The 25927-nt window shown below is 71.8% G+C and carries 24 protein-coding genes and 2 tRNA genes; 11 read left to right on the plus strand and 15 right to left on the minus strand.

Annotated elements, in window-relative coordinates:
* The first annotated feature begins 1 nt into the window (after nucleotide 1).
* Nucleotides 2-739 carry an ABC transporter ATP-binding protein gene (locus tag RGE_RS21780; RefSeq protein WP_014430644.1) on the plus strand — a complete coding sequence of 246 codons (738 nt, stop codon included), beginning with the start codon at nucleotides 2-4 and terminating at the stop codon, nucleotides 737-739.
* A gap of 55 nt (nucleotides 740-794) precedes the next feature.
* Here the strand turns inward: RGE_RS21780 and RGE_RS21785 are convergent.
* From RGE_RS21785 to rsmB, 6 genes are all read right to left on the minus strand, one after another.
* Nucleotides 795-870, minus strand: a tRNA-Gly gene (locus tag RGE_RS21785).
* A gap of 6 nt (nucleotides 871-876) precedes the next feature.
* Nucleotides 877-952 (minus strand) — tRNA-Phe (locus tag RGE_RS21790).
* Between the two features lie 26 nt (nucleotides 953-978).
* Nucleotides 979-1692 (minus strand): response regulator, encoded by a 714-nt coding sequence (locus RGE_RS21795; protein WP_014430645.1) that lies wholly within the window; start codon nucleotides 1690-1692, stop codon nucleotides 979-981.
* Between the two features lie 9 nt (nucleotides 1693-1701).
* Nucleotides 1702-3987: a sensor histidine kinase gene (locus RGE_RS21800; protein WP_014430646.1), complete on the minus strand. Its 2286-nt coding sequence runs from the start codon at nucleotides 3985-3987 to the stop codon at nucleotides 1702-1704.
* Nucleotides 3984-4562 (minus strand): DUF4390 domain-containing protein, encoded by a 579-nt coding sequence (locus RGE_RS21805; RefSeq protein ID WP_014430647.1) that lies wholly within the window; start codon nucleotides 4560-4562, stop codon nucleotides 3984-3986. The genes RGE_RS21800 and RGE_RS21805 overlap by 4 nt, the downstream gene beginning before the upstream one ends.
* 19 nt (nucleotides 4563-4581) lie before the next feature.
* Nucleotides 4582-5919 (minus strand): 16S rRNA (cytosine(967)-C(5))-methyltransferase RsmB, encoded by a 1338-nt coding sequence (gene rsmB, locus RGE_RS21810; protein WP_232504963.1) that lies wholly within the window; start codon nucleotides 5917-5919, stop codon nucleotides 4582-4584.
* Between the two features lie 91 nt (nucleotides 5920-6010).
* Here rsmB and folE point away from each other — a divergent pair, with 91 nt between their 5' ends.
* Nucleotides 6011-6760 carry a GTP cyclohydrolase I gene (gene folE / locus RGE_RS21815; protein WP_014430649.1) on the plus strand — a complete coding sequence of 250 codons (750 nt, stop codon included), beginning with the start codon at nucleotides 6011-6013 and terminating at the stop codon, nucleotides 6758-6760.
* Nucleotides 6761-6770: 10 nt separating this feature from the next.
* Nucleotides 6771-7196, plus strand: a complete 426-nt coding sequence (locus RGE_RS21820; protein WP_014430650.1) for a BLUF domain-containing protein — start codon at nucleotides 6771-6773, stop codon at nucleotides 7194-7196.
* Nucleotide 7197: 1 nt separating this feature from the next.
* On the opposite strand, the gene RGE_RS21825 is transcribed toward RGE_RS21820, so the two are convergent.
* The 3 genes from RGE_RS21825 to RGE_RS21835 are packed head-to-tail and all read right to left on the minus strand — an operon-like array spanning nucleotide 7198 to nucleotide 9528.
* Nucleotides 7198-7743 carry a LemA family protein gene (locus RGE_RS21825; protein ID WP_014430651.1) on the minus strand — a complete coding sequence of 182 codons (546 nt, stop codon included), beginning with the start codon at nucleotides 7741-7743 and terminating at the stop codon, nucleotides 7198-7200.
* A 2-nt stretch (nucleotides 7744-7745) separates the two neighbouring features.
* Nucleotides 7746-9029, minus strand: a complete 1284-nt coding sequence (locus tag RGE_RS21830; RefSeq protein ID WP_043784377.1) for a glutamate-5-semialdehyde dehydrogenase — start codon at nucleotides 9027-9029, stop codon at nucleotides 7746-7748.
* Between the two features lie 34 nt (nucleotides 9030-9063).
* The gene (locus RGE_RS21835) at nucleotides 9064-9528 is read right to left on the minus strand and encodes an Lrp/AsnC family transcriptional regulator (protein ID WP_014430653.1); all 465 of its coding nucleotides are present in this window, start codon (nucleotides 9526-9528) and stop codon (nucleotides 9064-9066) included.
* A gap of 92 nt (nucleotides 9529-9620) precedes the next feature.
* Between RGE_RS21835 and RGE_RS21840 the strand changes: the two genes are divergently transcribed.
* On the plus strand, nucleotides 9621-10238 hold the full coding sequence (locus RGE_RS21840) for a LysE/ArgO family amino acid transporter (protein WP_014430654.1): 618 nt from the start codon (nucleotides 9621-9623) through the stop codon (nucleotides 10236-10238).
* Nucleotide 10239: 1 nt separating this feature from the next.
* On the opposite strand, the gene RGE_RS21845 is transcribed toward RGE_RS21840, so the two are convergent.
* Together RGE_RS21845 and RGE_RS21850 are read right to left on the minus strand one after the other, a co-directional pair.
* The gene (locus RGE_RS21845) at nucleotides 10240-10551 is read right to left on the minus strand and encodes a DUF167 domain-containing protein (protein ID WP_014430655.1); all 312 of its coding nucleotides are present in this window, start codon (nucleotides 10549-10551) and stop codon (nucleotides 10240-10242) included.
* On the minus strand, nucleotides 10548-13142 hold the full coding sequence (locus RGE_RS21850) for a DNA topoisomerase III (RefSeq protein WP_014430656.1): 2595 nt from the start codon (nucleotides 13140-13142) through the stop codon (nucleotides 10548-10550). The genes RGE_RS21845 and RGE_RS21850 overlap by 4 nt, the downstream gene beginning before the upstream one ends.
* Nucleotides 13143-13240: 98 nt before the next feature.
* On the opposite strand from RGE_RS21850, the gene RGE_RS21855 reads away from it, so the two are divergent.
* From RGE_RS21855 to RGE_RS21865, 3 genes are read left to right on the plus strand one after another with little or no spacing between them, the layout of a single operon-like run.
* Nucleotides 13241-13729: an SET domain-containing protein gene (locus RGE_RS21855; RefSeq protein WP_014430657.1), complete on the plus strand. Its 489-nt coding sequence runs from the start codon at nucleotides 13241-13243 to the stop codon at nucleotides 13727-13729.
* 4 nt (nucleotides 13730-13733) lie between these two features.
* Complete coding sequence (locus RGE_RS21860) at nucleotides 13734-14657, plus strand: biotin--[acetyl-CoA-carboxylase] ligase (protein WP_014430658.1); 924 nt, start codon at nucleotides 13734-13736, stop codon at nucleotides 14655-14657.
* Nucleotides 14651-15298: a hypothetical protein gene (locus RGE_RS21865; RefSeq protein WP_014430659.1), complete on the plus strand. Its 648-nt coding sequence runs from the start codon at nucleotides 14651-14653 to the stop codon at nucleotides 15296-15298. The genes RGE_RS21860 and RGE_RS21865 overlap by 7 nt, the downstream gene beginning before the upstream one ends.
* A gap of 75 nt (nucleotides 15299-15373) precedes the next feature.
* Here RGE_RS21865 and gap read toward each other — a convergent pair whose 3' ends face one another.
* On the minus strand, nucleotides 15374-16372 hold the full coding sequence (gene gap, locus RGE_RS21870) for a type I glyceraldehyde-3-phosphate dehydrogenase (RefSeq protein WP_014430660.1): 999 nt from the start codon (nucleotides 16370-16372) through the stop codon (nucleotides 15374-15376).
* Nucleotides 16373-16539: 167 nt separating this feature from the next.
* The gene (gene tkt / locus RGE_RS21875) at nucleotides 16540-18567 is read right to left on the minus strand and encodes a transketolase (protein WP_014430661.1); all 2028 of its coding nucleotides are present in this window, start codon (nucleotides 18565-18567) and stop codon (nucleotides 16540-16542) included.
* Nucleotides 18568-18645: 78 nt separating this feature from the next.
* Between tkt and murU the strand changes: the two genes are divergently transcribed.
* Complete coding sequence (gene murU / locus RGE_RS21880) at nucleotides 18646-19338, plus strand: N-acetylmuramate alpha-1-phosphate uridylyltransferase MurU (RefSeq protein WP_014430662.1); 693 nt, start codon at nucleotides 18646-18648, stop codon at nucleotides 19336-19338.
* Nucleotides 19339-19341: 3 nt separating this feature from the next.
* Here the strand turns inward: murU and RGE_RS21885 are convergent, their stop codons facing one another.
* Nucleotides 19342-20325, minus strand: a complete 984-nt coding sequence (locus RGE_RS21885) for a potassium channel beta subunit family protein (protein ID WP_014430663.1) — start codon at nucleotides 20323-20325, stop codon at nucleotides 19342-19344.
* Between the two features lie 92 nt (nucleotides 20326-20417).
* Here RGE_RS21885 and RGE_RS21890 point away from each other — a divergent pair, with 92 nt between their 5' ends.
* Entirely contained in the window at nucleotides 20418-21086 is a 669-nt protein-coding gene (locus tag RGE_RS21890) for a histidine phosphatase family protein (RefSeq protein WP_014430664.1), read from the plus strand.
* Between the two features lie 32 nt (nucleotides 21087-21118).
* Nucleotides 21119-22270, plus strand: a complete 1152-nt coding sequence (locus tag RGE_RS21895; protein ID WP_014430665.1) for an FAD-dependent monooxygenase — start codon at nucleotides 21119-21121, stop codon at nucleotides 22268-22270.
* On the opposite strand, the gene RGE_RS21900 is transcribed toward RGE_RS21895, so the two are convergent.
* Nucleotides 22271-23071 carry a carbon-nitrogen hydrolase family protein gene (locus tag RGE_RS21900; protein ID WP_014430666.1) on the minus strand — a complete coding sequence of 267 codons (801 nt, stop codon included), beginning with the start codon at nucleotides 23069-23071 and terminating at the stop codon, nucleotides 22271-22273.
* Between the two features lie 121 nt (nucleotides 23072-23192).
* On the opposite strand from RGE_RS21900, the gene glnE reads away from it, so the two are divergent.
* A complete protein-coding gene (gene glnE / locus RGE_RS21905) occupies nucleotides 23193-25922 on the plus strand; it encodes a bifunctional [glutamate--ammonia ligase]-adenylyl-L-tyrosine phosphorylase/[glutamate--ammonia-ligase] adenylyltransferase (protein ID WP_014430667.1) in 2730 nt (909 codons plus the stop codon).
* Nucleotides 25923-25927 lie beyond the last annotated feature (5 nt).

The raw sequence follows: 25927 nt of genomic DNA on the forward strand, positions 1-25927 counted from the left end.
GATGGAGACGACGACATGTCCCGCCCTGGCGGTGCAGGGGCTGCAGGTGCGTGCCGGCGCTCGCACGCTGCTGCACGGCATCGACGCCTCGTGGCCGGCGCGCGGCCTGTTCGCGCTGGTCGGCGCCAACGGCGCCGGCAAGAGCACGCTGCTGCAGGCCTTGATCGGGCTGCGCCCGGCACACGCCGGCGAGGTGCGCCTGCTCGGCCGCCCGCTGGCCGGCTGGAAGCCGCGCGCGCTGGCGCAGGCCATCGGCTACCTGCCGCAGCAGACGCACAGTCACTGGGACCTGACGGTCGACGAGCTGCTGCAGCTGGCACTGGCGCCGCCGAGCGCGGCGCTGATCGAGGCCTGCGAACTCGGGCCGCTGCGCCAGCGCCGGCTGCACACGCTGTCCGGCGGCGAGGCAGCGCGCGCGGCGCTGGCGCGCGCCATCGCGCACCGCCCGCCGCTGCTGCTGGCCGACGAGCCGGCCGCGCACCTGGACCTGCCGCACCAGCACCAGCTGATGCGCCTGCTGCGCGCCTGCGCCGCCGACGCCGCGGTGCTGGTGGTGCTGCACGACCTGCACCTGGCGGCGCGCTACTGCGACGAGGTCACGCTGCTGGCCGAGGGCCGCGTGATGGCCGCCGGCCATCCGGACGAGGTGCTGCGCAGCGCTTCGCTGAGCCAGGCCTACGGCAGCGCCGTGGTGCGCTGCGACCTGGGCCGCCAGCGCTTCTTCACTGCCGAGGACTGAACGGCGCCGAAAAGACAAAGGGCCCGGCTTCTTCCGAAACCGGGCCCTCGAATCTTGGAGCGGGATAAGAGGCTCGAACTCTCGACCTATACCTTGGCAAGGTATCGCTCTACCAACTGAGCTAATCCCGCATCTCTTGGTGGCCTGGGGCGGAATCGAACCACCGACACGCGGATTTTCAATCCGCTGCTCTACCAACTGAGCTACCAGGCCAAGAGCCCGCGACTATAGCACAGGTTTCAGGAAGTGCCGCGTTTGTTGCGCGAAAGATCGACGCCCAGCTGCTTGAGCTTGCGGTACAGGTGGGTGCGCTCGAGGCCGGTCTTCTCGGCCACGCGCGTCATCGAGCCGCCTTCCTTGGCGAGGTGGAACTCGAAGTAGCTCTTCTCGAATGCGTCGCGCGCCTCGCGCAGCGGGCGGTCGAGGTCGAAGCTCTGCTCGGGGCGCGGACCGCTGGGCACCGGCGCGGCCGGCACCGGGACGGCGGCCGACGGCGCCAGCGGGCTGCCGTTGACGTAGGGCCGCGTCATCGCCAGCGGATCGCGCAGGCCGGGCACCGCCGGGGCCGCGGCAGCGGCCAGGCGCTGGCCCGGGCGCACCAGGGCCTGCTCGACGGCGCGCAGCAGCTTCTGCAGCGTGATCGGCTTTTCGAGGAAGGCCACGGCGCCGTGTTTGGTCGCCTCGACCGCGGTGTCGATCGTGCCGTGGCCGCTCATCATGATGACCGGCATCGTCAGCAGCCCCGTCGCGCCCCATTCCTTGAGCAGCGAGATGCCGTCGACGTCGGGCATCCAGATGTCCAGCAGCACGAGGTCGGGGCGCAAGGACTCGCGCACGTGTCGGGCCTGGGCCGCGTTCTCCGCGAGTTCGACCGTGTGGCCTTCGTCGCTGAGGATCTCCGAGAGCAGGGCGCGAATGCCCAGCTCGTCGTCCACTACCAGAATCGTTGCCATGCGCTGAGGTCAATGCACCTGCGTTGCGTCACCGGAAGCCGTCGCCGGACCGTCGTCGGTCGCGGGATTCGGCGCAGGTGCGAGTAAGGAAAATGATAGCGAAACTCGTGCCCCGATCACCGGATGTTCGATCCCCTCGCCGGCATGCAGGTTGACGACCCGCAGCCGCGCGTGGTGTTCGTCGGCGATCTTCTTGACGACGGCCAGCCCGAGGCCCGTGCCCTTGGCCTTGGTCGTCACGTAGGGCTCGAAGGCCCGCTTGAGCACTTTCTCGGGGAAACCGGGCCCGTTGTCCTGCACGAACAGGCGCACCGAACGCAGCTCGCCGTTGTCGCCCACCGAACGCGCCGTGCCGATCTCGACATGCCCGTCGGGGCGCTCGGAGATCGCGTCGAGCGCGTTCTGCACGAGGTTGTGGATGACCTGGCGCAGCTGCGTCGCGTCGCCCATGATGCGCGGCAGCGGCTCGGCCAGCCGCACGACGAGCTGGCCGCCGTCGTGCGCCTGGCCGTACAGCCCCAGCACCTCGTGGGCCAGCGCGTTCAGGTCCAGCGGCTTCATCTGCGCCGCCGGCAGCCGGGCGTAGTCGCGGAACTCGTTGACCAGGCGCTGCATCGCGTCGACCTGCGAGACGATGGTCGCCACCGAGCGCAGCAGCAGCGCCTGGTCGTTGCCTTCGAGCTTGCTCTCCAGCCGGTGCTGCAGGCGCTCGGCCGAGAGCTGGATGGGCGTCAGCGGGTTCTTGATCTCGTGCGCCAGCCGGCGCGCGACCTCGGCCCAGGCCTGCGAGCGCTGCGCCGAGACGACTTCGGTGATGTCGTCGAAGACCATCAGCCGCTGCTCGCCGGGCAGCGGCGCGCCGCGCACCAGCAGGGTCAGCGTCACGCCTTCGGGGCGCGCCAGCTCGAAGGCATCCTGCCAGTGGTCGCCGCCGGCTTCGGTGCGGTCGGCGAGCTGCTCGTAGCGCTGCTCGACGCTGCGCGCGAAGCCCTCCAGCTCGGGCAGCTCGCCCAGGTGGCGGCCGCGCCAGGCCGCCACCGGCAGGCCGAGGATGCGCGTCGCGCCCGGGTTCACGGTGTCGATGCAGCCTTCGCGGTCGAAGACGATGACGCCGGCGGTCAGCGTGTCCAGGATGGTCTGCAGCCGGGTGCGCGCGCCTTCGAGCTGGGCGACGCCGCGCTGCACCTGCTCGCGCGCGTCGGCGAGCTGCGCCGTCATGTCGGCGAACGAACGCGTCAGCCCGCCGAGCTCGTCGCCCGAGGCGAACACCGGCTTGGGCTGCAGATCGCCGGCGGCCACCTGGCGCACGCCGTCGGCCAGCAGCAGCAGCGGCCGCGCGAGCTGGTTGCCCAGCAGGATGGCCAGCAGCACGGCGCCGAAGACGGCCAGGATCAGCGCCAGCGTCAGCGTGCCGATGTACATGCGCGACAGGCTGTCGCGCGCCAGCGCACGCTGCTGGTACTCGCCGTGCGCGGCCTGCACCGCCAGCGCGTCCAGCGCCAGCTTGCGCGGCAGCGGCTGCATCACCATCAGGAAGCGGTCCTGGCCGGGCGCCAGGCGGATGCTGGCGTCGGGCAGCAGGGCCAGCGCGCGCACGCGTGGCGCGGCCGGCTCGCCGGCGGCCAGCGCCTCCTCGTCCAGGCCTTCGATCTGGCTGGCCCAGCCCAGCGAGCGCGCCTGGCGCAGCAGCGTCGTCGACGGCCGCTCCGGCGGCGTCGCGCCGGGCGAGACGCCGGCGGTGGCCAGGATCTGGCCCGAGTGGCCGAGCAGCGCCAGCTCGCGCGCGCCGAGCTGCTCGCGCAGGCGTTCCAGCGTCAGCGGCGACGGCGAATGCATGTCGCCCAGGCGTTCGGCGGCCAGCCGCGCCTTGGCGCCGACGTCGGCCTGCAGCGCGTCCAGCGTCGTCTTGCCCAGCGACAGCCCGGCGTCCAGCGCGCCGGCCACCTTGACGTCGAACCAGGCGTCGATGCTGCGCGAGACGAACTGGTAGGACACGGTGTAGATCACCAGCCCCGGCAGCACGCCGACCAGCGCGAAGATGCCGGCCAGCTTGATCAGCAGCTTGCTGCCGAACTTGCCGCGTTTGAGCCGCAGCACCAGCCGCACCGAGGCAATGCCGATGACCAGCAGCAGCAGCCCGGCGACTGCGGCGTTCACCCAGAACAGCCAGACGAAATGGCGCTCGTAGAAACCGCCGCCGGCCGTCGACAGCGACAGCACGAAGGCCAGCACGAGCGCGGCGCCGGTGCCCGCGACCAGCGCGACGATCCAGATCCAGCGGGCCGTGCGACTCATGGCAGCTCGACCGGCAACTCGCGCTCCGCGCCGATCGCCCAGTCGGCCTGGCCGCCCAGGCCGATCTGCATCGGGCTGGGCAGCTGGCTGGTGTCCAGGCGCCAGCTGAACTCGATGTAGTAGTCCTTGCCGGACTCGAGCTGCGACAGGTCGGCGATGCGCCAGCCGGCGCTGCGCGTGACCGCGGCCATCGCCTCGGCCAGCGTGGGGTAGGTCTGGTTCAGGCCGCCGAGGCCGACACGCCAGCTGGAGGTCAGCGCCTGGTAGACGACGCGCCAGCTGCGCGAGACGCGCGCGATGCGTTCGTCGCGCCAGTACCAGCGGTCGCGGCGCAGCGTCGCCTGGGCGACGAAGTACACCGGCACGCCGCGCATCATCGCGTCCTCGACGGCCTTGGGCAGCGTCACGCGGGCGGCGAACTCCAGCGTCAGCGCACCTTCGCTGCGGCCGGTCTGCAGCTGGATCAGCTCGACGCCCTGGCCCCCGGGAGCGGCGCCGGCCGCACCCGCCCAGCCGAGCAGGACCGACAGCCCCAGGCCCAGCAGCAGTCTTCGGCGGACCGGCGGCAATCGCATGACGGGAAGGACTCGGGGCTCAGGCCTTGTGGATCAGGGCGTAGTAGAAGCCGTCGTGCAGCGCGCGGCGCGGCGTGGCCGACGGATGCGGCGAATTGTCGGCCAGCGGCAGCAGGTGTCCGGGCGACTGCGGATCGAGGCTCGCTCCGGCGTCGCCGTGGCGTTGCAAAAACGCGTCGATCTGCTCGGCACCCTCGCTGCGGAACAGCGAGCAGGTGGCGTAGACCAGGCGCCCGCCGGGGGCTAGCAGCGGCCACAGCGCGTCCAGCATCTCGGCCTGCAGCCGTGCCAGCGCGGTGATGTCGTCGGGACGGCGCAGCCAGCGCACGTCGGGGTGGCGGCGCACGATGCCCGAGGCGCTGCAGGGCGCGTCGAGCAGGATGGCGTCGAAGGGGCGGCCGTCCCACCAGTTCGCGGTGTCGCGCGCGTCGCTGGCGCGTACCTGGGCCTGCAGCTGCAGCCGGTGCAGGTTCTCCTGCACGCGCACCAGGCGCACCGGGTCGCTGTCCAGCGCCAGCAGGTCCAGGTCGGCAAGTTCCAGCAGGTGCGCGGTCTTGCCGCCCGGGGCGGCGCAGGCGTCGAGCACACGCGCGCCGGCCGGCAGCCCCGCGCCGACGAGCAGCGGCGCGGCGCGCTGCGCGGCCGCGTCCTGCACCGAGACCTCGCCTTCGGCGAAACCGGGCAGCTGCGTCACCGGGCAGGGCTCGGCGAGCACGATGGCCTGGCCGCCGAGCGCCGGGTCGTCGACCAGGCTGGCGGCGCGCCCCTGCGCCGCGAGGCGCTGCAGATAGGCCTCGCCGCTGCCGCGGCGGCGGTTGACGCGCAGCGTGAAAGGCGGGTGCACGTTGGCCGCCGCAAGCAGCGCCTGCCACTGCGTCGGCCAGTCGTGGCGCACGCGCTCGATCCACCACAGCGGGTGGTTGAAGGCGCCCAGCGGCTGGTGCCGCGCCGAATTGGCGAGGTGCTCGCGCTCGCGCACGAAGCGGCGCAGCACGGCGTTGATGAAGCCGGCGGCGACCGGCGTGCGGTGGCGCGCCGCATGCACCGCCTGGTCGACCAGCGTGTGGTCGGCATAAGGCGAGGGCTCGCCGGTCGGCCAGAGCAGCGCCAGCGCGGTCAGCAGCAGCGATTCGACGTGCGGCGGCGGCGTCTTCGGCGCAACGATGGCGCGCACCTCGCCGGCGCTGCCCAGCCAGCGCATCACGTGAAAAGTGAGCGCCTGCACGCCGGGACGCGCATCGGGCGCCACGCGCGCCAGCACGTCGGTCAGCGAACGGCCCTGGCGCACCGCGAGCACGGCGTCGGCGGTCAGGTCGAGCAGCCGCGACAGCGGCACGGACGAAGTCGGAGTGGTCACCAGGGCAGTCTAAGCGGAGCCTGCACGCTGGCGAAGCGCGCCGCACAATACCGAGTCCCTTCGCCACCGGCCGACCGGCCCGCCTCTTCCCATGGCCAAGACCGTCCTGCCCCCGGAGCCCGCGACGCCGCGCCTGCTGCGCAGCGAGGATGAACTGGCCACGCTGCCGGTCTCCGAACGCATCCGCTACCGCCTGGTCTGCGCGGACAAGCGCTTCCACGCCAACGACAACATCGCCGACTTCGTGCGCGAGGGCGAACTGCCCGAGCTGAAGAAGGAGGTGCAGGCCAAGCTCGAGGAGCTGCTGCGCGCGCTGGTCATCGACACCGAGAGCGACCACAACACGCAGGAGACGGCCAAGCGGGTGGCCAAGATGTACATCGACGAGGTCTTCCGCGGCCGCTTCCACCCGATGCCGTCGGTGACCGAGTTCCCCAACGCCGAGCGCCTGAACGAGCTGATGATCGTCGGCCCGATCACCGTGCGCAGCGCCTGCAGCCACCACCTGTGCCCGATCTTCGGCAAGGTCTGGATCGGCCTGCTGCCCAACGAGCACAGCAACCTGATCGGGCTGTCCAAGTACGCCCGCATCACCGACTGGATCATGAGCCGGCCGCAGATCCAGGAGGAGGCGGTGACGATGCTCGCCAACGAACTGCAGGAGCGCGTGCGCCCCGACGGCCTGGCCATCGTGATGGAAGCCGACCACTTCTGCATGCACTGGCGCGGCGTCAAGGACACCGACAGCGCGATGGTCAACAGCGTGATGCGCGGCGCGTTCCTGAAGGATCCGAACCTGCGGCGCGAATTCCTCTCGCTGCTGCCGCGCAAGCAAGACTGAAAGGCCCGCGATGCTCGTCCGCCTCATGTACGTCAGCCGCGCCGTGCCGGCGCTGGACCCCGAGGAGCTGCAGTCCATCCTGCGCGCCTCGCGTGCGCAGAACCCGGCGCTGGGCATCACCGGGGTGCTGTGTTATTCCGACGGCATCTTCGTGCAGGTGCTCGAAGGCGGCCGCAGCGCCGTCAACCGCCTGTACGCGCGCATCGTCGGCGACCCGCGCCACACCGAGGTCGAGATCCTCAGCTACGAGGAGATCGGCGAACGCCGCTTCGCCGGCTGGTCGATGGGCCAGGTCAGCATCGCGCGGCTGAACCCGGCGCTGCTCCTGAAGTACTCGGAGACCGCGACGCTGGACCCCTACGCGGTCTCGGGCCAGGTCAGCAAGGCGCTGTTCGACGAACTGGTGGCCACCGCGGCCATCGTCGGCCAGTCCTGATTCAGAGCCGGCCGGCCGGCCCGAAGCGGTACAGCGGCACCAGCAGCCGCGTCGGGAACTCGGCGATCGCCTCGTCGTAGGCGGCGCCGGCTTCGTTGAAGCGCTGGCGCGCGAAAGCCAGCCGCGAACCGCCGTCGGCCAGCACCACGGCCTGCTCGGCGATCGCCGGCTCGACCTTCAGCAGCGGATGCTGCTCCAGCAGCGCCAGCACGCGGCTGGCCGCGGCGCCCATCGCCGCCTCCCCCTTGACCAGCACCAGCGCGGCCTCCAGCCGCACCGGACGCGCGCCCAGCGCAGCGGCGGCCTCGCGCACCTGGGCCTCGGCGGCGAGCAGCGCGTCCAGCGCCTTGGCTTCGCCGGCCATCGGTTCGCGCAGCGCCTGGGCCAGCGCCTGCGCGGCCTCGCCGCGGCGTGCCAGCGCCTCGGCGACCTGCTGCCAGGCGGTGCCGATGGCCGTGCGCAGCGCCATCAGCCGGTTGTAGGCGCCGACCATCCAGAACACGAGCACGGCCGCAAGGGCCAGCACGGCGATCTGCAGTGCGGACACGGTCAGCGCCGGATCTCGCCCTGGCCGAGCACGATCCACTTCAGCGAGGTCAGCCCCTCCAGGCCGACCGGGCCGCGGGCGTGGAACTTGTCGGTCGAGATGCCGATCTCGGCGCCCAGGCCGTACTCGAAGCCGTCGGCGAAACGCGTGCTGGCGTTGACCATCACGCTGGCCGAATCGACCTCGCGCAGGAAGCGCATCGCGTTCGGGTGGTTCGTCGTCAGGATGGTGTCGGTGTGGTGCGAGCCGTGGCGGTTGACGTGGGCGATGGCCTCGTCGAGGCCGGCGACGACCTTGATGCTGATGACCGGCGCCAGGTACTCGGTGTCCCAGTCGGCCTCGGTGGCGTCGACGACCCGCGCGCCGGGCACGGCGGCGAGCATCGCCTTGGCGGCCGGGCAGCAGCGCATCTCGACGCCCTTGGCGGCGAAGACCGCGCCGATGCGCGGCAGGAAGGCCGCGGCCTGCGCCGCGTGCACCAGCAGCGACTCGGTCGCGTTGCAGGGGCTGTACTTCTGCGTCTTGGCGTTGTCGGTGACGACGACCGCCTGCTCCAGGTCGACCTCGGCGTCGACGTAAATATGGCAGTTGCCGTCCAGGTGCTTGATGACCGGCACGCGCGCCTCGGCAGCGATGCGCTCGATCAGGCTCTTGCCGCCGCGCGGGATGACGACGTCGACGTACTGCGGCATCGTGATCAGCCGCCCGACCGCGGCGCGGTCGGTGGTCTCGACGAGCTGCACCGCGTCGGCCGGCAGGCCGGCTTCGACCAGCGCGCCCTGCACCAGCTTCCACAGCGCGAGGTTGGAATGCAGCGCCTCCGAGCCGCCGCGCAGGATGCAGGCGTTGCCGCTCTTGATCGCCAGCGACGCGGCCTCGATCGTCACGTTCGGGCGGCTCTCGTAGATCATGCCGAAGACGCCCAGCGGCACGCGCATGCGGCCCACCGAGATGCCGGTCGGGCGGCGGCGCAGCTCGCTGATCTCGCCGATCGGGTCGGGCATCGCGGCGATCTGCTCGCAGCCTTCGGCGACCGTCTCGACGACCTTGGCCGTGAGCTTGAGCCGGTCGACCATCGGCTCGGCCAGCCCGGCGGCGCGCGCGGCGGCGAGGTCGAGTTCGTTGGCCTGCTGCAGCGGGCCGAGCTTCGTGCGCAGCGCGGCGGCCAGGCGGCGCAGCGCGTCGTCCTTGGCGGCGGAGCCGGCACGCGCCATCGCGGTGGAAGCGGCGCGCGCGGCGGCGCCGACGCGGTCCATGTAGGCGGCGATGTCGTCGATCGGGTTCATGGCGGGATTGTCCCGCATCCGCCCGGGCGGGCTTTCAGCGCAGCGTGCCCGGCGGCACCAGGCCGCGGCGCGGGATCGGCGTCGAGAACACGATCTGGGTGCGCGTCTCGCCCCAGGCGTTGATCGAGCCGAGGAAGGCCTCCAGCGCCGGCAGGTCGGCGGCGACGACGGTCAGCAGATACGAGTCGGCACCGGCGACGTGGTGGCATTCCAGCACCTCGGCGGCGCGGCCGATCTGCTCGAGAAAGGCCTTCTTCGCCGGCTGGCCGGAGACGGTGAGGCCGACGATCGCGCGCACCGTGTAGCCGGCACGCGCGGCGTCGACGTCGGCAGCGACGCCGCGCACGACGCCGGCGTCCTGCAGCCGCTTCAGGCGTTCGGCCGTCGCCGGGATCGACAGCCCGGCGGCTTCGGCCAGCACCTTCAGCGGGGCGCGACCGTCGCGCTGCAGCGCGAGCAGCAGCTTCCAGGCCTTGTCGTCGAGCACGTTTTCGGTCATGTGGCAGTTTGGCCTGAAATTTAGGTATATCGCAAGAATTCAGCCTGAGGAATCGCCTGGATCGACCGCCAAAGGCTTCGCACAATGAAGCCGTGGACGCTCAACTCACCCTCTTCCTGCAAGCCGGCGCGATCGGGCTGTCGATCGCCGCGCCGGTGGGCCAGATCGGCCTGCTGGCGATCCAGCGCACGCTGCAGTACGGCGCCGCCGCCGGCATCGCCACCGGGCTGGGCGCGGCGGTCGCCGACGCGATCTACGGCGCCGTCGGCGCCTTCGGCGTCACCGCGCTGATCGCCTTTCTCGTCGAGCAGCGCACGCTGCTGGCCGGCGGCGGCTCGGCGCTGCTGCTGTGGATGGCCTGGCGCATCGCGCGCCAGCCGCCGGCGCGGCGCGCGGGCGGGCCCGGCGAGCGGGCGCCGCTGGCGCGGCTCTTCGCCGGCACCTTCGTGCTGACGCTGGCCAATCCGACGACCATCCTGTCCTTCATCGCCGTCTTCGGCGCGCTGGCCGGGCGCAGCGCGGTGGCCTCGCCGTGGGTGATGGTCGCCGGCGTCGCCGCCGGCTCGGCGCTGTGGTGGTTCATCCTGGCCGGCGCAGTCGGCCGGCTGCGCACGCGTTTCGATGCCCGCTGGCAGCACCGGGTCAACCTCGTGTCGGCGGCGCTGCTGGCCGGTTTTGCGCTCTGGCAGCTGGCGGCGCTGCTGCGCTGAATCAGCCGGCGAGCACGCGCTGCAGCCAGGCCGCCACGGCCTCGGGCGCGGCGTCGAGCTCGATCGTCTTGCGCCGCCCGGTCTGGCCGTGAGTCAGCCGCACCGCACGCTTGGGCAGGTCCAGCTCGTCGGCCAGCCAGGCGACGAGCGTGTCGTTGGCCTTGCCGTCGACCGGCGGCGCGTTCAGGCGCACGCGCAGCGCGCCGTCGTGCAGGCCGTCGGCGCCGGTGCGGCGCGCATTGGGCACGACCGCCACGCGCAGCCGGCTGGCCGCCGCGCCGGCCGCACTCAGGCACGGCGGCGCGTCGTTCACGCCGCGGTCTTGCGTGCCGGCGCCTTCTTCGCCGGCGGCCGCGCGGCACGCGGCTCGAACTCGAAACCGACCTTGCCTTCCTTGGTGTCGTAGACGAGGAAGGCCTTGAACTTGCGCTTGGTCTTGTTCGAGACGAAGTCCTCGAGCAGCTTGGTGCGGCCGGTGGTCAGCAGGCGCGTCATCTCCTCGTGCGTCACCGGCTGCTGCAGGATCACGGCGCCGCTCTTGAAGTCGCAGGTCGCGTGCGGGCCGACGGCGTGCTCGCAGACGTAGCTCGTGCCGTGCTCGTAGACATGGCTGCGGCACTTCGGGCACGGGCCCAGGCTCTGCTGGCCGCTGAAGTCCACCGGCTCGCCTTCGCCTTCGGCGGGCTTGTCGTCGTCGCCGAAGTCGAACTCCAGCTTCCAGTTGCCGATCTCCTCGTCGCGCACGATGCGCAGCTCGGCGCTGAACGGCCAGCCGGCCTTGGAACGGAAGCCTTCCAGCGGGCCCAGGCGCTTGTCGCGCAGCAGCGCGTCGGCCTCGGCGAGCTCGAAGGTGCGGCCGGCCGGCAGCTTGGTGATGCTGAAGCCGCAGCCGCTACCTTCGGGCGAACCGGCGGCGCCGATGCAGGCGAAGCGGCGGTAGTTCTCCTTGACCACGCCGCCGCAGTTCGGGCAGGGCGAGGCCAGCGTCGCGTAGTCGCCGGGAATCGTGTCGCGGTCGTATTCCTTGGCCTTCTTGACGATGCGCTCGGCCATCTTGGCGATCTCGGCCATGAAGCGCTCGCGGCTCAGCTTGCCGTGCTCCATCTGCGACAGCTGGTACTCCCAGTTGCCGGTCAGCTCGGGCTTGGTCAGGTCCTCGATCGCCAGGCCGCGGAGCAGCGTCATCAGCTGGAAGGCCTTGGCGGTGGGCACCAGCTCGCGGCCTTCACGCAGCATGTACTTCTCGAGGATCAGGCCTTCGATGATCGCGGCGCGCGTCGCCGGCGTGCCCAGGCCCTTCTCGGCCATGGCCTGGCGCAGCTCGTCGTCGTCGATCAGCTTGCCCGCGCCTTCCATCGCCGACAGCAGCGTCGCTTCGGTGTAGCGCGCCGGCGGCTTGGTCTTCAGCTGTTTGACGTCCACGCCCTCGGTGCGCACGGTCTCGCCTTGCGTCACCGGCACCAGGTTGGCGTCCTCGTCCTGGGCTTCCTTGCCGTAGACCGCCAGCCAGCCCGGGTTGACCAGCACCTTGCCGTTGGTCTGGAAGTGGTGCGTCGCGCCGGCCGTCGCGACCTTGCTGATGCGCGTCGTGACCATGTACTCGGCCGCCGGATAGAACACGGCGATGAAGCGCTTGACGACCAGGTCGTAGAGCTTGGCCTCGATCTCGGTCAGGCTCTTCGGGGCCTGCAGCGTCGGGATGATGGCGAAGTGGTCCGAGACCTTGGTGTTGTCGAAGACACGCTTGGTGGGCTTCACGTAGCCGGCGTCCAGCCCCTTGCGCGCGTGCTGCGACAGCGCCGCCAGCGGGCCCGGCAGCTCTTCCTCGGCGAGCATCGCGAAGGTCTGCTTGACGACGGCCACGTAGTCCTCGGGCAGCGCGCGCGAGTCGGTCCGCGGGTAGGTCAGCACCTTGTGCTTTTCGTACAGCGCCTGGGCGATCGACAGCGTCGTCTTGGCCGAGAAACCGAAGCGCGAGTTGGCCTCGCGCTGCAGCGTCGTCAGGTCGTAGAGCAGCGGGCTGCTCTGCGAGCTGGGCTTGGCTTCCTCGGTGACGGTGGCCGGCTGGCCGCGCACGGCGGCGGCGATGGCCTGGGCGTCGGCCTCGTTCCACAGGCGGTCGGCACGCGCTTCGGCGTCGTCGGGGTTCTTCTTCCACTTCGGGTCGAACCACTTGCCCTCGTACTGCCCGGCCTGGGCGTCGAAGGCGGCGCGCACTTCCCAGTAGTCGCGTGCAACGTGCTTGCGGATCTTCTCCTCGCGCTCGACGACGATCGACAGCGTCGGCGTCTGCACCCGGCCCACCGTGGTGAGGAAGAAGCCGCCGTCGCGCGAGTTGAAGGCCGTCATCGCGCGCGTGCCGTTGATGCCGACCAGCCAGTCCGCCTCGGAACGGCTGCGCGCGGCGTCGGCCAGGCCCTGCATCTGCTCGTCGCTGCGCAGCTTGTCGAAGCCGTCGCGGATGGCCTGCGGCGTCATGCTCTGCAGCCACAGGCGGCGGATCGGCTTGGTGAAGGGCTTGCCGGCCGCGGCGTACTGGACGATCAGGCGGAAGATCAGCTCGCCTTCGCGCCCCGCGTCGCAGGCGTTGACGAGATCGGTGACGTCCTTGCGCTTGACCAGCTTGACCACCGCCGACAGCCGCGACTTGGACTTGTCGATCGGCGCCAGCTCGAAGTGCGGCGGCACCACCGGCAGATGGGCGAAGCTCCACTTGCCGCGCTTGACGTCGTAGGCCTCGGGAGCCTTGATCTCCACGAGGTGGCCGACCGCCGAGGTGACGACGTACTGGTCGTTCTCGAAATGGTCGGCGTGTTTCTCGAACTTGCCGGCGACCGGCGTCAGCGCACGCGCGATGTCCTGCGCGACGCTGGGCTTCTCCGCAATGATGAGAGTCTTGGTCATGTCTGCCTTGGCTCACGGCGAAGCAAGCCGTGCCTAAAATCCGCCGTCTTTCACGCGCACGCACACACGCGCGCGCCCCTGTAATTTCAATGTACCCAATGAAGAAGACCGTGCAACCAGCGGCGCCAAGGGGCGATGCGCGACGCATCCAGGTGCGGCGCAGCGGCGTGCACGGCAAGGGGGTGTTCGCATTGCAGGCGATCGCCGCCGGCACGCGTCTGATCGAATACAAAGGCGAGCTGATCGACTGGCCAGAAGCGCTGCGCCGCCACCCGCACGACCCGGCCCAGCCCAACCACACCTTCTACTTCCACGTCGACGACGGCCACGTGATCGACGCCAACGTCGGCGGCAACGCCTCGCGCTGGATCAACCACGCCTGCGACCCGAACTGCGAGGCCCAGCAGCTGGCCGACGGCCGCGTCTTCATCGACGCGCTGCGCGACATCGAAGCCGGCGAAGAGCTTTTCTACGACTACGGCCTGGTGATCGACGAGCGCTACACCGCCAAGCTTAAGAAGGAATACGCCTGCCACTGCGGCAGCCCGAACTGCCGCGGCACGATGCTCGCGCCCAAGCGCCGCTGAGACCATGGACGCCCCGGTGCCCACGCCATTTCACGCCGGCCAGGCCGAGCCGCTGCGCTGGGGTGCCGAGGAAGTCTGGCAACAGCTGCAGCCGCTGCTGCCCGGCGTCAGCGTCGAGGTCGTCGCGAGCACCGATTCCACCAACACCCGCCTGATCGAACGCGCCCGCGCCCAGGCCGGCCAGCGCGACGCGCCGGTCACGCGCCCGGGCGAGCTGCGCGGCTTCGGCGACCTGCCGCGGGCGCCCTACGGCCGCCGCGCCGGCGACACCGAGCCCTGCCTGCTGGTGGCCGAACACCAGACCGGCGGCCGCGGCCGCCTGGGCCGCGACTGGCTGGGTGCGGCGGGTGCGTCGCTGACCTTCTCGCTGTCGCTGCCGCTGGCGCCGCGCGACTGGTCGGGGCTGTCGCTGGCGGTCGGCGTCGCGCTCGCCGAGGCGCTGGACGTCGCGCCGCCGCGCATCGGGCTGAAGTGGCCCAACGACCTCTGGATCCTCGACGGCCCCGGCCGCGGCCGCAAGCTCGGCGGCATCCTGATCGAGACCGTGCCGGTCGGCCAGCGCCGCATGTGCATCGTCGGCGTCGGCCTGAACGTGCTGCCGCAGCCGGCCGAAGGCCTGACCCACGGCTACGCTTGCCTGCAGGAGCTCGACGGCGAGGCCAGCGCGCCGCGTGCGCTGGCCGCGGTGGCGGCGCCGCTGGTGCAGGCGCTGCTGCGTTTCGAGGCCCAGGGCTTCGCCGCCTTCCAGGCCGGCTTCGAACGCCGCGACCTGCTCGCCGGCCTGCCGGTGACGACCACCGGCCCCGAACCGCTGCACGGCGTCGCCGAAGGCGTCGACGAACGCGGCGCGCTGCGCGTGCGCGCCGGCACGCTGCACACGCTGGTCAGCGGCGAGGTCAGCGTTCGCCTGCGGGACGACACATGCTGAGGGCCCTGGCCGCCCTGCTGATCGGCGCCAACCTGCTGTTCTTCGCCTGGGCGCGGGGCTGGCTCGACCCCGCCGTGCCGCCACCGCAGCACGGCCAGCGCGAGCCGGCACGGCTGGCGGCGCAGATCCAGCCCGAGACGATCCGCATCGTCACGCCTCAGGCCGCCAGCGCCGCGGCGGCCAGCGTCGCCTGCGTCGAGGCCGGCCCGTTCAACGACGCCGACGCCGCCAGCGCCGAACAGGCGCTGATCGCCACCGGCCTGCCGGGCGACCTTTGGAAGCGGCGCGACCAGGCCCAGCCCTCGGTCTGGCTGGTCTACATCGGCCGCTTCCCCGACGGCGCCTCGATGCGCTCGCGCGCCGACGCGCTGCAGAAGCTGCGTGTGCCCTACGAGACGCTGGAGGCGCCGCCGGAGCTGGCCCCCGGCCTCGTGCTGTCGCGCCACGACTCGCGCGAAGACGCCGAACGCGGGCTCGCCGCCATCTCGACCAAAGGCGTGAAGACGGCCCGCGCCGTCGCCCTGCCGCCCCCGCCGCCGCAGCACTGGCTGCGGGTCGCGCGCGCCGACGCGACGTTGCAGGCGCGCCTGGCCGACGCGGCGCTGCCCGGCGGCACACGCTTTCACCGCTGCGCGCGCTGAACTCGCGCCGGCCATGAAAAACGGCCCCGCGTGGGGGCCGTCTTCGAGTCCCGGCCGCAGCCGGGTTCAGGGTCTTCAGGCCGAGATGACTCGCACCATCTCGAGAACCTTGCAGGAGTAGCCCCACTCGTTGTCGTACCAGGCCACGACCTTCACGAAGGTCTTGTCCAGCGCGATGCCGGCGTCGGCGTCGAAGACCGAGGTGCAGCTCTCGCCGCGGAAGTCGGTGGCGACGACCTTGTCGGTGGTGTAGCCGAGCACGCCCTTCATCGGGCCCTCGCTGGCGGCCTTCATCGCCGCGCAGATTTCCTCGTAGCTCGCTTCCTTGTTCAGCTCGACGGTCAGGTCGACGACCGAGACGTCGGAGGTCGGCACGCGGAAGGACATGCCGGTGAGCTTCTTGTTCAGCTCGGGGATGACCTTGCCGACGGCCTTGGCGGCGCCGGTGGAGCTGGGGATGATGTTCTCGAGGATGCCGCGGCCGCCGCGCCAGTCCTTGTTGCTCGGGCCGTCGACGGTCTTCTGCGTCGCGGTGGCGGCGTGCACCGTGGTCATCAGGCCGCGCTTGATGCCGAAGGTGTCGTTGAGCACCTTGGCGACCGGCGCCAGGCAGTTGGTCGTGCAGCTGGCGTTGGAGACGATGGCCTGGCCGGCGTAGGTCTTGTCGTTGACGCCGTAGACGAACATCGGCGTGTCGTCCTTGGACGGCGCGCTCATGATGACCTTCTTGGCGCCGGCGGCCAGGTGCTTCTCGGCGGTTTCCTTGGTCAGGAACAGGCCCGTCGATTCGACGACGATGTCGGCGCCGACCTCGCCCCACTTCAGCTCGGCCGGATCCTTGATCGCGGTGAGGCGGATCTTCTTGCCGTTGACGATCAGCGTGTGGCCGTCGACCGAGATGTCGCCCTTGAAGCGGCCGTGCACGCTGTCGTACTGCAGCATGTAGGCCAGGTAGTCGGGTTCCAGCAGATCGTTGATCGCGACGACTTCGATGTCGTCGAAATGCTTGATCGCGGCGCGGAACACCATGCGCCCGATGCGGCCGAAGCCGTTGATGCCGATCTTGATGGTCATGTCGTCTCTCCTGAACGGTGAAGGTGAACGGGCTTCGGCGCCTGGGCGACCGGACCTCGCGGCCCGGCCGGCGCCACTAGGGAGCGATCTTGCCGCAGGCGGCGCGACGGGTCACGCGCCGCCCTGCAGGCGGTGGTGGGCAAAGGCGAACGGTGCCTGCCACCGGGTCAGCGGTCGAGCACCTTGCGCACGACCGCGGCGACGTTCTCCGGCGTGAAGCCGAAGAGCTTGAACAGCACGCCGGCCGGCGCGCTTTCGCCGTAGCGGTCGAGACCGACGACGGCCGCGCAGCCGTACTTCCACCAGCCGTCGGTGACGCCGGCCTCGACGGCGATGCGCGGCAGCTTGGCCGGCAGCACCGAGAGCTTGTACTCGACGCTCTGGCGGTCGAAGGTCGTCGTGCTGGGCATGCTCACGACACGCACCGCGATGCCGGCGGCGGCCAGCTGCGCCTGCGCGTGCAGCGCCAGCTGCACCTCGCTGCCGGTGGCGATGATCACCGCCTGCGGCGCCTTCTTCAGGCCCACCTCGGCCGGCTCGGCGAGCACGTAGGCGCCCTTGCCGATGTCTTCCAGCGTCGCCTTGGGCGCGTAGGGCAGGTTCTGGCGCGACAGCAGCAGCGCCGTCGGGCGGTCGGTGTTGCCGATCGCCACCGTCCAGGCCACCGTCGTCTCGGCGGTGTCGGCGGGGCGCCAGACGTCCAGGTTCGGGATCAGGCGCAGCGACGCGGCGTGCTCGACGCTCTGGTGCGTCGGGCCGTCTTCGCCCAGGCCGATCGAGTCGTGGGTGAAGACGTGCACGACACGCTGCTTCATCAGCGCGGCCATGCGGATCGCGTTGCGGCTGTAGTCGCTGAACGTGAGGAAGGTGCCGCCGTAGGGGATGAAGCCGCCGTGCAGCGCGACGCCGTTCATCACCGCCGCCATGCCGAACTCGCGCACGCCGTAGTTGATGTGGCGGCCGCCGTTGGCCGCGCCGTCGTCGCCGAAGCGCAGCGCCGGCGTCGAGCTGGTGTTGGTCAGGTTGGAGCCGGTCAGGTCGGCCGAGCCGCCGAGCAGCTCGGGCAGGGCCTTGGTGAAGGCTTCCAGGGCCAGCTGGCTGGCCTTGCGCGTGGCCACCGTCTCGGCCTTGTCGTGCGCGGCGATCGCGGCGTCGGCGGCGATGCGCGCGAAGCCGGCGGGCAGCTCGCCCTTCATGCGGCGCTCGTACTCGGCGGCCAGCTCGGGGAAGGCGCTGCGGTAGGCGGCGAAGGCCTTGTTCCAGGCGGCTTGCGCGGCGCTGCCGGTCTTGCGCGCGTCCCAGGCGGCGTAGGCGGTCTTGGGCACGACGAAGGGCTCGTGCTTCCAGCCCAGGCCTTCGCGCACCAGCGCGATCTCGGCGGCGCCCAGCGGCTCGCCGTGCGCCTTGGAGGTGCCGGCGCGGTTGGGCGAGCCCTTGCCGATCGTCGTCTTGCAGATCACCAGCGTCGGCTTGGTGGCCGAGGCGCGGGCCTGGGTCAGCGCGGCGTCGACGGCGGCGACGTCATGGCCGTCGACCGGGCCGACGACGTTCCAGCCGTAGGCGTCGAAACGCTTGGCGACGTCGTCGACGTACCAGGGCGTGACCTGGCCGTCGATCGAGATGCCGTTGTCGTCGTACAGCGCGACCAGCTTGTTGAGCTTCCAGGCACCGGCCAGCGCGCAGGCCTCGTGGCTGATGCCTTCCATCAGGCAGCCGTCGCCGAGGAAGACGTAGGTGCGGTGGTCGACGATCTCGTGGCCCGGGCGGTTGAACTGCTGGGCCAGCAGCTTCTCGGCCAGCGCCATGCCGACGGCGTTGGTGATGCCCTGGCCCAGCGGGCCGGTCGTCGTCTCGACACCCGGCGTGACGTCGACTTCGGGGTGGCCCGGGGTCTTGCTGTGCAGCTGGCGGAAGTTGCGCAGCTCCTCGACGGGCAGGTCGTAGCCGGTCAGGTGCAGCAGCGCGTAGATCAGCATCGAGCCGTGGCCATTGCTGAGCACGAAACGGTCGCGCTCGGCCCACTTCGGGTCGGCCGGGTTGTGCTTGAGGTGGCGACCCCAGAGCGCGACGGCCATCTCGGCCATGCCCATCGGGGCGCCGGGGTGGCCGGAGTTGGCTTGCTGCACCGCGTCCATCGCGAGCGCGCGCACCGCGTTGGCCATCAGCGCGGTGTCAGGGGAGGAGGTCTTGGCCATGCTGCGCCGGCGGCCTCGTGGGCGCCGTCGGGGGTGAAGAAAGCCTTGGATTCTAGGGCGCCCCTACACTGCCGCCCGATGAGCGCCCGAGCCCTGATCCTCGCCGCCGGCCGCGGCGAGCGCATGCGACCGCTGACCGACACCACCCCGAAGCCGCTGCTGCCGGTGCGCGGCCGGCCGATGATCGAATGGCATCTGCTGGCGCTGGCGAAGGCCGGCGTGCGCGAGGTGGTCATCAACACCGCCTGGCTCGAAGAGCAGTTCCAGGCCGCGCTGGGCGACGGCTCGCGCTGGGGACTCACGATCCGCTGGTCGGCCGAAGGCGCGGCCTGGGGCGGCGCGCTGGAAACCGCCGGCGGCATCGCCACCGCGCTGCGCTGGCTGGCGCCGAACGGCGACGAAGCCTTCTGGGTCGTCTCGGGCGACATCGTCGCGCCGGACTTCGGCTTCGACGACGCCGACCGCCGCCGCTTCGAGGACAGCGGCGACCTGGGCCACCTCTGGCTGGTGCCCAACCCCGAGTTCAACGCCCGCGGCGACTTCGCGCTCGGCCCCGGCGGACGCCTGTCACGCGACGGCGAGCGCGCCTGGACCTACGCCAACCTGGCGCTGCTGCGCCCGGCGATCGTCGCCGGCATCGCGCCCGGCACACGCGCGCCGCTGGGCCCGGCGCTGTTCGCCGCCGCCGCGGCCGGCCGCCTTTCGGGCCAGGCCTGGCGCGGCGAGTGGCACAACGTCGGCACGCCGGCGCAGCTCGCGGCGCTGGGCTGACAGTCAGCGGTCGGCCAGCCCGGCGGTGACGGCGTCGATGCGCGCCATCACCTCGGGCGTCAGGCGCTCGACCAGCGCCATCGCACCCAGGTTGGCCTTCAGCTGGTCGACGCGCGAGGCGCCGGTGATGACGCTGCTGACGCGCGGGTTGCGGGCCACCCAGGCGATCGCCAGCTGGGCCAGCGTGCCACCCAGTTCGGCGGCGATCGGTTCGAGCTTGGCGACGGCTTCGTTCTTGGCCGCGTCGGTCAGGCCGTCGCGCAGGAAGGCCATGTTCTCCAGCGCGCCGCGGCTGCCGGCGGGCACGCCGCCGCGGTACTTGCCGGTCAGCAGGCCCGAGGCCAGCGGGCTCCAGGTCGTCAGGCCCAGGCCCAGGTCTTCGTAGAGGCGGGCGTACTCCTGCTCGACGCGGCGGCGGTGGAACAGGTGGTACTGCGGCTGCTCGACCACCGGCTTGTGCCAGCCGTGGCGCTCGGCCAGTTCCCAGGCGGCGCGGATGTCGGCGGCGCTCCATTCGCTGGTGCCCCAGTACAGCGCCTTGCCCTGCACGATGAGGTCGTTCATCGCACGCGCCGTCTCCTCGATCGGCGTGTTCGGATCGGGGCGGTGGCAGTAGACGACGTCGATGAAGTCCAGGCCGAAGCGCTGGAGCGAGCCGTCGACCGCCTGCATCAGGTACTTGCGGTTCAGCGTGTCCTTGCGGTTGACGGCATCGCCCGTGCGGTCCAGGCCCCAGAAGTACTTGCTGGTGACGACGTAGTTCAGGCGCGGCCAGGCCAGGCGGCGCAGCGCCTCGCCCATCACGACCTCGCTCTGGCCGGCGGCGTAGACCTCGGCGTTGTCGAAGAAGTTGACGCCGGCGTCGTAGGCGGCGGCCATCATCTCGACGGCGGCGTCGACGTCGACCTGGTTGTGGTACGTGACCCAGGAGCCCAGCGAGAGCGCGCTGACGCGCAGGCCAGAGCGGCCCAGACGGCGGTATTGCATGTGTGAACCTGACGGATGAGAGGAATGCGGCCGATGCTAGTGGGTCGCTGCGGCGACAGCAGCGCCCGCGCCGGGCGGCCACAATCGGCGCGATGGGAACGCTTTACCTCGTGCGCCACGGCCAGGCCTCGTTCGGCGCCGACGACTACGACGTGCTCAGCGAACTGGGCCAGCGCCAGTGCCGCCAGCTGGGCATCTGGTTCCGCGAACGCGGCATCACCTTCGACGCCGCCTTCCACGGTTCGCTCAAGCGCCAGCGCGCCTCCTACGAGGCGATCGCCGAGGGCCACGGCGCGGTGCCGCCGGCAGCGCTGCGGCCGCAGCTCGACGAGTACGACAGCCTGGCGCTGCTGAAGGCCGCACACCCCGAGCCGCTGCCGGCGGCCGACACGCCCGAGTCCTACCGCCGGTACTTCCAGCTGCTGCGCTCGGCGCTGGTGCGCTGGATGGCCGGCGAGATCGCGCCCGAGGGCATGCCGAGCTACGCCGACTGGCGCGCCGGCATCGTCGGCGTGCTCGACGAGGTACAGCGCATCCAGGACGGCAACGTGCTGCTGGTGGCCAGCGGCGGGCCGATCTGCACCGCGCTCGGCCACCTGCTGCGCACGCCGCACGAGGTGACGATCGACCTCAACCTGCGCATCCGCAACAGCGCGCTGACCGAGGTCGCGATCACGCCGAAGCGGCTGATGCTGGTCGCCTTCAACCACCTGCCGCACCTGGACCACCCCGAACGCCGGGACTGGGTGACCTCGACCTGAGCGGGCCCAAGCCGGACGGCGAGAATCGGCCCATGCACGAGGTCCACATCGCCGTCGTCGGCGCCGGCCCGGTCGGGCTGGCGCTGGCCCTGCACGCCGCGCGGCTGCTGCCGGCCGCGCGCATCACCGTCTTCGACGCCCGAGCGGCGACGCACGACGTCGCCGCCGACCCGCGCACGCTGGCGCTGTCGCTGGGCAGCGTGCAGTTCCTGCAGCGCCTGGTCGACTGGGCGCCGCCGCAGGCGATCGCCGAGGTGCAGGTCTCGCAGCAGCCGCCGTCCTTCGGCGACGCCGAGGTGCGCATCCGCGCCGCCGAGATGGGCGTGCCGCTGCTCGGCGCGGTGGCGACGTATGGCGAAGTCGTCGCGCCGCTGCAGCGCGGCTGGGAGGCCGCCGTGGCCGCCGAACCGCGCCGGCTGCGGCTGCGCCTGGGCACCGCGGTGCAGGCGGTCAAGCCGATGGCCGGCGGCGTCGAGCTCGACGCCGACATCGCCGAGTGTTTCGACCTCGCCGTCGTCGCCGAAGGCGGCGTCTTCGCCGGCCAGGTGCGCAAGGCCGTCGTGCACGACTACCGCCAGACGGCCTGGGTCGGCACGCTGGCGCTGGACGGCCTGCCGCCGGGCGTGGCCTTCGAACGTTTCACGCGCGAGGGGCCGCTGGCGCTGCTGCCGCGCGCCGACGGCCGCGCCGCGCTGGTCTGGTGCGTGCCCAGCGACGCCGACCCGGTGCGCCCACTCGATGCGCGCCAGCGCCTGGCGCTGCTGGCCGACCGCCTGCCGGCCGCCGCCGGGCGGCCGCGCGAGATCACGCCGCTGAAGGACTTCGCGCTCGGCCTGAATGCCGAACGCACGCTGGTCGACGGCCGCTCGGTGCGCATCGGCAACGCCGCGCAGACGCTGCACCCGGTCGCCGGCCAGGGCCTGAACCTGGGGCTGCGCGACGCCCACGAACTCGTCGCCGCGCTGCGCCATGCGGCCGACGTCGACGCCGCGCTGGCGCGCGTCGAATGGGCGCGTTCGCCCGACCGCTGGGCGACGATCGCGACGACCGACTTCCTGGCGCGCAGCTTCACCTGGCAGCTGCCCGGGCTGGGCCTGGCGCGCGGTCTCGGCCTGGCGGCGCTGCAGCAGGTCGCGCCGGCGCGCCACTGGCTGGCGCGGCGGATGATGTTCGGCAGCCGCTGACTACAGCCGCCGGTGCGCCAGCGCCGGCAGCTGAGTGCGCACCTCGGCCAGGCGCTGCGCCGAGACCTCGGCGAGCACCACGCCTTCGCCCTCCGGCCGCACCGCCAGCACCTCGCCCCAGGGGTCGGCGACCAGGCTGTGGCCCCAGGTGCGGCGGCCGCTCTCGTGCTGGCCGCCTTGGGCCGGCGCGAGCACGTAGCACTGGTTCTCGACGGCGCGGGCGCGCAGCAGCAGCTCCCAGTGCGCGCGGCCGGTCGTGTAGGTGAAGGCCGCGGGCACGCACAGCAGGTCGCAGGGCGGGGCCATCAGCGCGCGGTACAGCTCGGGGAAACGCAGGTCGTAGCAGACCGACAGGCCGACCCGCAGCGGCCCGCACTGCAGCGCCACCGGGGTGTCGCCGGGCGCGAGCGTCGTCGCCTCGGCATAGCGTTCGCGGCCGTTGTCGAAGGCGAAGAGGTGGATCTTGTCGTAGTGCGCGGCCTCGACGCCGTCGGGGCCGTAGACGCAGCAGCGGTTGTAGACACGCTGGCCGTCGGGCGCACGCAGCGGCAGCGTGCCGCCGACCAGCCAGACGCCGTGGCGGCGCGCGGTGTCGGCGAGGAAACGCTGGATCGCGCCGTCGCCCTCGGGTTCGGCGAACGGCAGCTTGTCGGTGTCGCGCAGGCCGATCAGGCAGAAGTACTCGGGCAGCGCGACGAGGCCGGCGCCGGCGGCGGCGGCTTCGCCGACCAGGCGTGCGGCGGCTTCGAGATTGCGCCCGAGATCGGGCGTGCTGACCATCTGGACGGCGGCGACTTTCATGGAGCCATTCTGCGTCAGCGCAGTCGCGCAGTTCACGTTCGGCCCTGCCGCCTGCACGCCGAGGGCCTTCAGCGCAGAATCGGCGCCCTCGACAAGAGCCAAGACCTTCGGAGGGTCGTCCATGTCAGCCGTCCAGAGCGCCGCGCCGTCGGCGGCGCACAGCCGTTTCGTGCAGCGCATCCGGCGCCGCTACGAAGCCGAGCGTGCGTTGCTGCCGCCGGGAGCGCCCGGTTTCGAGACCATCGTCGCGCTCGTCGCCACGCTGCGCGAACGTGGCCGCGAACTGCCGGCCGCGCTGCGTGTCGCGCGCCAGCTGGTGCTCGAACGGCTGGCGGTGCTGGATGTCGAAGACGCCGCGCCGCTGGAGACCGTCACCGCGACGATGACCTGGCTGGCCGAGGCCTCGCTGGAACTGGCGCTGGCCCAGGCGCGCCTGGACGCCGACGAACGCTACGGCGCGGCGCTGGACGCCGACGGCCGCCCGGTGGACCTGTGGATCATCGGCATGGGCAAGCTCGGCGCGCGCGAGCTCAACGTCTCGTCGGACATCGACCTGATCTACGTCTACGAGGACGAGGGCCAGACCGCCGGCCCGCGCCCGGTCTCGTTCCACGAGTACTTCGCCTTCGTCGCCAAGCGGCTGTACGCTCTGGTCGGCGAGACCACCGAGGACGGCTTCGTCTTCCGCGTCGACCTGGCGCTGCGGCCCAACGGCAACTCGGGGCCGCCGGTCGTGAGCCTGGGCATGCTGGAGGAGTACTTCCAGGTCCAGGGCCGCGAGTGGGAGCGTTTCGCGTGGCTGAAGAGCCGCATCGTCGCACCGCGTGCGGCGGTCGGCACGCAGCGCGCGCTGGCGCTGCGCTCGCTGGTCACGCCTTTCGTCTACCGCCGCTACCTGGACTACGGCGTCTTCGAGGGCCTGCGCCAGCTGCACCGCAAGATCCGCGACGAGGCCCAGCGTCGCGCCGCCGGCCGGCCCGAACGCGCCAACGACGTCAAGCTCTCGCGCGGCGGCATCCGCGAGATCGAGTTCATCGTCCAGCTGATGCAGGTGGTGCGCGGCGGCCAGTTCCCCGAGATCCGCACGCGCAGCAGCTTGCGCGCGCTGGGCAAGCTGGCGGCCGGCGGGCTGATGTCGCCCGAGACCGCGCAGCGCCTGGCCGACGCCTACGCGCTGCTGCGGCGCATCGAGCACCGCATCCAGTACCTCGACGACCAGCAGACGCATCTGCTGCCCACCGGCGACGAGGACCTGGCCTGGATCGCCGCCAGCCTGGACGGCGGCGACACCGGCACGATGCTCGACCGCCTCTGCGAGGCGCGCGAAACGGTGGCCGCCGAGTTCGACGCCTTGCTGATGGAAGGCGCCGGCGGCGCCAAGAGCCAGGGCCGCAACGGCTGCCGCCAGTGCGGCACCGGGCCGCTGCCGATCGACAGCGAGCAGTTGCTGGAGAAGATGCCGGCGGCGCTGGCCGAGCGGCTGCGCCACTGGGCGACACAGCCGCGCGTGCAGGCGCTGCGCGACGAGAGCCGGCTGCGCCTGGGCCGGCTGATGCAGGCCGCGGCACGCGGCATCGCCGAGGGTGGCTGCACCGAGCAGGCGGCGCTGCGTTTCGTCGACTGGGTCGAGCCGCTGCTGCGCCGCGAAAGTTATCTCGCGCTGCTCGCCGAGCGTCCCGAGGTCCAGCGCCGGCTGCTGCGCCTGCTGGGCCTGGCGCGCTGGCCGATGCAGTACCTGATGCGCCACCCGGGTGTCATCGACGAACTGGCCGACGCCAGGCTGCAGCACCAGCGTTTCGACCGCGAGAGCTTCGCCGCCGAGCTGGAGGAACGCCGCGCCGCCTGGGACCGCGCCGGCGAATGCGACGAGGAGCGGCTGCTGGACATGCTGCGCCAGGCGCACCACGCCGAGGTCTTCCGCACGCTGGTGCGCGACGTCGAAGGCGAGCTGACCGTCGAGCAGGTCGCCGACGACCTGTCGGCACTCGCCGACACCATGCTCGCGATCACCGTGCGCTGGGCCTGGAGCCGCTTCCGCCAGGCCCACCGCGAGCAGCCGGCGCTGGCCGTCATCGCCTACGGCAAGCTCGGCGGCAAGGAGCTGGGCTACGGCAGCGACCTGGACGTCGTCTTCCTCTTCGACGACGCCGACGAAGCCGACCCGGCACGCGCCCAGGAGATCTACGGCGCCTTCGTGCGCAAGCTGATCACCTGGCTGACGCTGCGCACCGCGGCCGGCGAGCTGTTCGACATCGACACCGCGCTGCGGCCCAACGGCAACTCGGGGCTGCTGGTGACCTCGATCGCGTCCTTCGAGCGCTACCAGGTCGGCCGCGGCAGCAACACCGCGTGGACCTGGGAGCACCAGGCGATCACGCGCGCGCGCTGCGCCGCCGGCGGCCCGGCTCTGGCCGCGGCCTTCGACGCCACGCGGCGCGCGGTGCTGGTCGCCGAACGCGACCCGCAGGCGCTGCGCGAGGAGATCGGCGCGATGCGCCGCAAGGTGCGCGACGCCCATCCGGTGCGCGCCGGGCGCTACGACGTCAAGCACTCTGCGGGCGGCATGATGGACGTCGAGTTCGCCGTCCAGTACCTGGTGCTGGCGCATTCGCGCACCCATCCGGAGCTGATCGGCAACCTGGGCAACATCGCGCTGCTGCTCATCGCCGAAGACGGCGGCCTGCTGCCGGCCGGCGTCGGCCGCGCCGCCGCCGACGCCTACCGCGAGCTGCGCCGCGCGCAGCACACCGCACGCCTGGACGAGCAGCCGACGCAGTTCGAGCCCGAGCGCCTGGCGCCGCAGCGCGACGCCGTGCTGGCGCTCTGGCGCGCGGTCTTCGGCGAAGGCTGAAGTCC

The sequence above is a fragment of the Rubrivivax gelatinosus IL144 genome, assembly GCF_000284255.1.
GTDB classification, from domain to species: domain Bacteria; phylum Pseudomonadota; class Gammaproteobacteria; order Burkholderiales; family Burkholderiaceae_C; genus Rubrivivax; species Rubrivivax gelatinosus_A.

What these genes read in the sequence shown, in the direction of transcription:
- RGE_RS21780 (WP_014430644.1), top strand. Translation starts at nt 2, where the DNA reads ATGGAGACGACGACATGTCCCGCCCTGGCGGTGCAGGGGCTGCAGGTG.
- RGE_RS21795 (WP_014430645.1), bottom strand. Translation starts at nt 1,692, where the DNA reads ATGGCAACGATTCTGGTAGTGGACGACGAGCTGGGCATTCGCGCCCTG.
- RGE_RS21800 (WP_014430646.1), bottom strand. Translation starts at nt 3,987, where the DNA reads ATGAGTCGCACGGCCCGCTGGATCTGGATCGTCGCGCTGGTCGCGGGC.
- RGE_RS21805 (WP_014430647.1), bottom strand. Translation starts at nt 4,562, where the DNA reads ATGCGATTGCCGCCGGTCCGCCGAAGACTGCTGCTGGGCCTGGGGCTG.
- folE (WP_014430649.1), top strand. Translation starts at nt 6,011, where the DNA reads ATGGCCAAGACCGTCCTGCCCCCGGAGCCCGCGACGCCGCGCCTGCTG.
- RGE_RS21820 (WP_014430650.1), top strand. Translation starts at nt 6,771, where the DNA reads ATGCTCGTCCGCCTCATGTACGTCAGCCGCGCCGTGCCGGCGCTGGAC.
- RGE_RS21830 (WP_043784377.1), bottom strand. Translation starts at nt 9,029, where the DNA reads ATGAACCCGATCGACGACATCGCCGCCTACATGGACCGCGTCGGCGCC.
- RGE_RS21835 (WP_014430653.1), bottom strand. Translation starts at nt 9,528, where the DNA reads ATGACCGAAAACGTGCTCGACGACAAGGCCTGGAAGCTGCTGCTCGCG.
- RGE_RS21850 (WP_014430656.1), bottom strand. Translation starts at nt 13,142, where the DNA reads ATGACCAAGACTCTCATCATTGCGGAGAAGCCCAGCGTCGCGCAGGAC.
- RGE_RS21855 (WP_014430657.1), top strand. Translation starts at nt 13,241, where the DNA reads ATGAAGAAGACCGTGCAACCAGCGGCGCCAAGGGGCGATGCGCGACGC.
- RGE_RS21860 (WP_014430658.1), top strand. Translation starts at nt 13,734, where the DNA reads ATGGACGCCCCGGTGCCCACGCCATTTCACGCCGGCCAGGCCGAGCCG.
- RGE_RS21865 (WP_014430659.1), top strand. Translation starts at nt 14,651, where the DNA reads ATGCTGAGGGCCCTGGCCGCCCTGCTGATCGGCGCCAACCTGCTGTTC.
- gap (WP_014430660.1), bottom strand. Translation starts at nt 16,372, where the DNA reads ATGACCATCAAGATCGGCATCAACGGCTTCGGCCGCATCGGGCGCATG.
- tkt (WP_014430661.1), bottom strand. Translation starts at nt 18,567, where the DNA reads ATGGCCAAGACCTCCTCCCCTGACACCGCGCTGATGGCCAACGCGGTG.
- murU (WP_014430662.1), top strand. Translation starts at nt 18,646, where the DNA reads ATGAGCGCCCGAGCCCTGATCCTCGCCGCCGGCCGCGGCGAGCGCATG.
- RGE_RS21885 (WP_014430663.1), bottom strand. Translation starts at nt 20,325, where the DNA reads ATGCAATACCGCCGTCTGGGCCGCTCTGGCCTGCGCGTCAGCGCGCTC.
- RGE_RS21890 (WP_014430664.1), top strand. Translation starts at nt 20,418, where the DNA reads ATGGGAACGCTTTACCTCGTGCGCCACGGCCAGGCCTCGTTCGGCGCC.
- RGE_RS21895 (WP_014430665.1), top strand. Translation starts at nt 21,119, where the DNA reads ATGCACGAGGTCCACATCGCCGTCGTCGGCGCCGGCCCGGTCGGGCTG.
- RGE_RS21900 (WP_014430666.1), bottom strand. Translation starts at nt 23,071, where the DNA reads ATGAAAGTCGCCGCCGTCCAGATGGTCAGCACGCCCGATCTCGGGCGC.
- glnE (WP_014430667.1), top strand. Translation starts at nt 23,193, where the DNA reads ATGTCAGCCGTCCAGAGCGCCGCGCCGTCGGCGGCGCACAGCCGTTTC.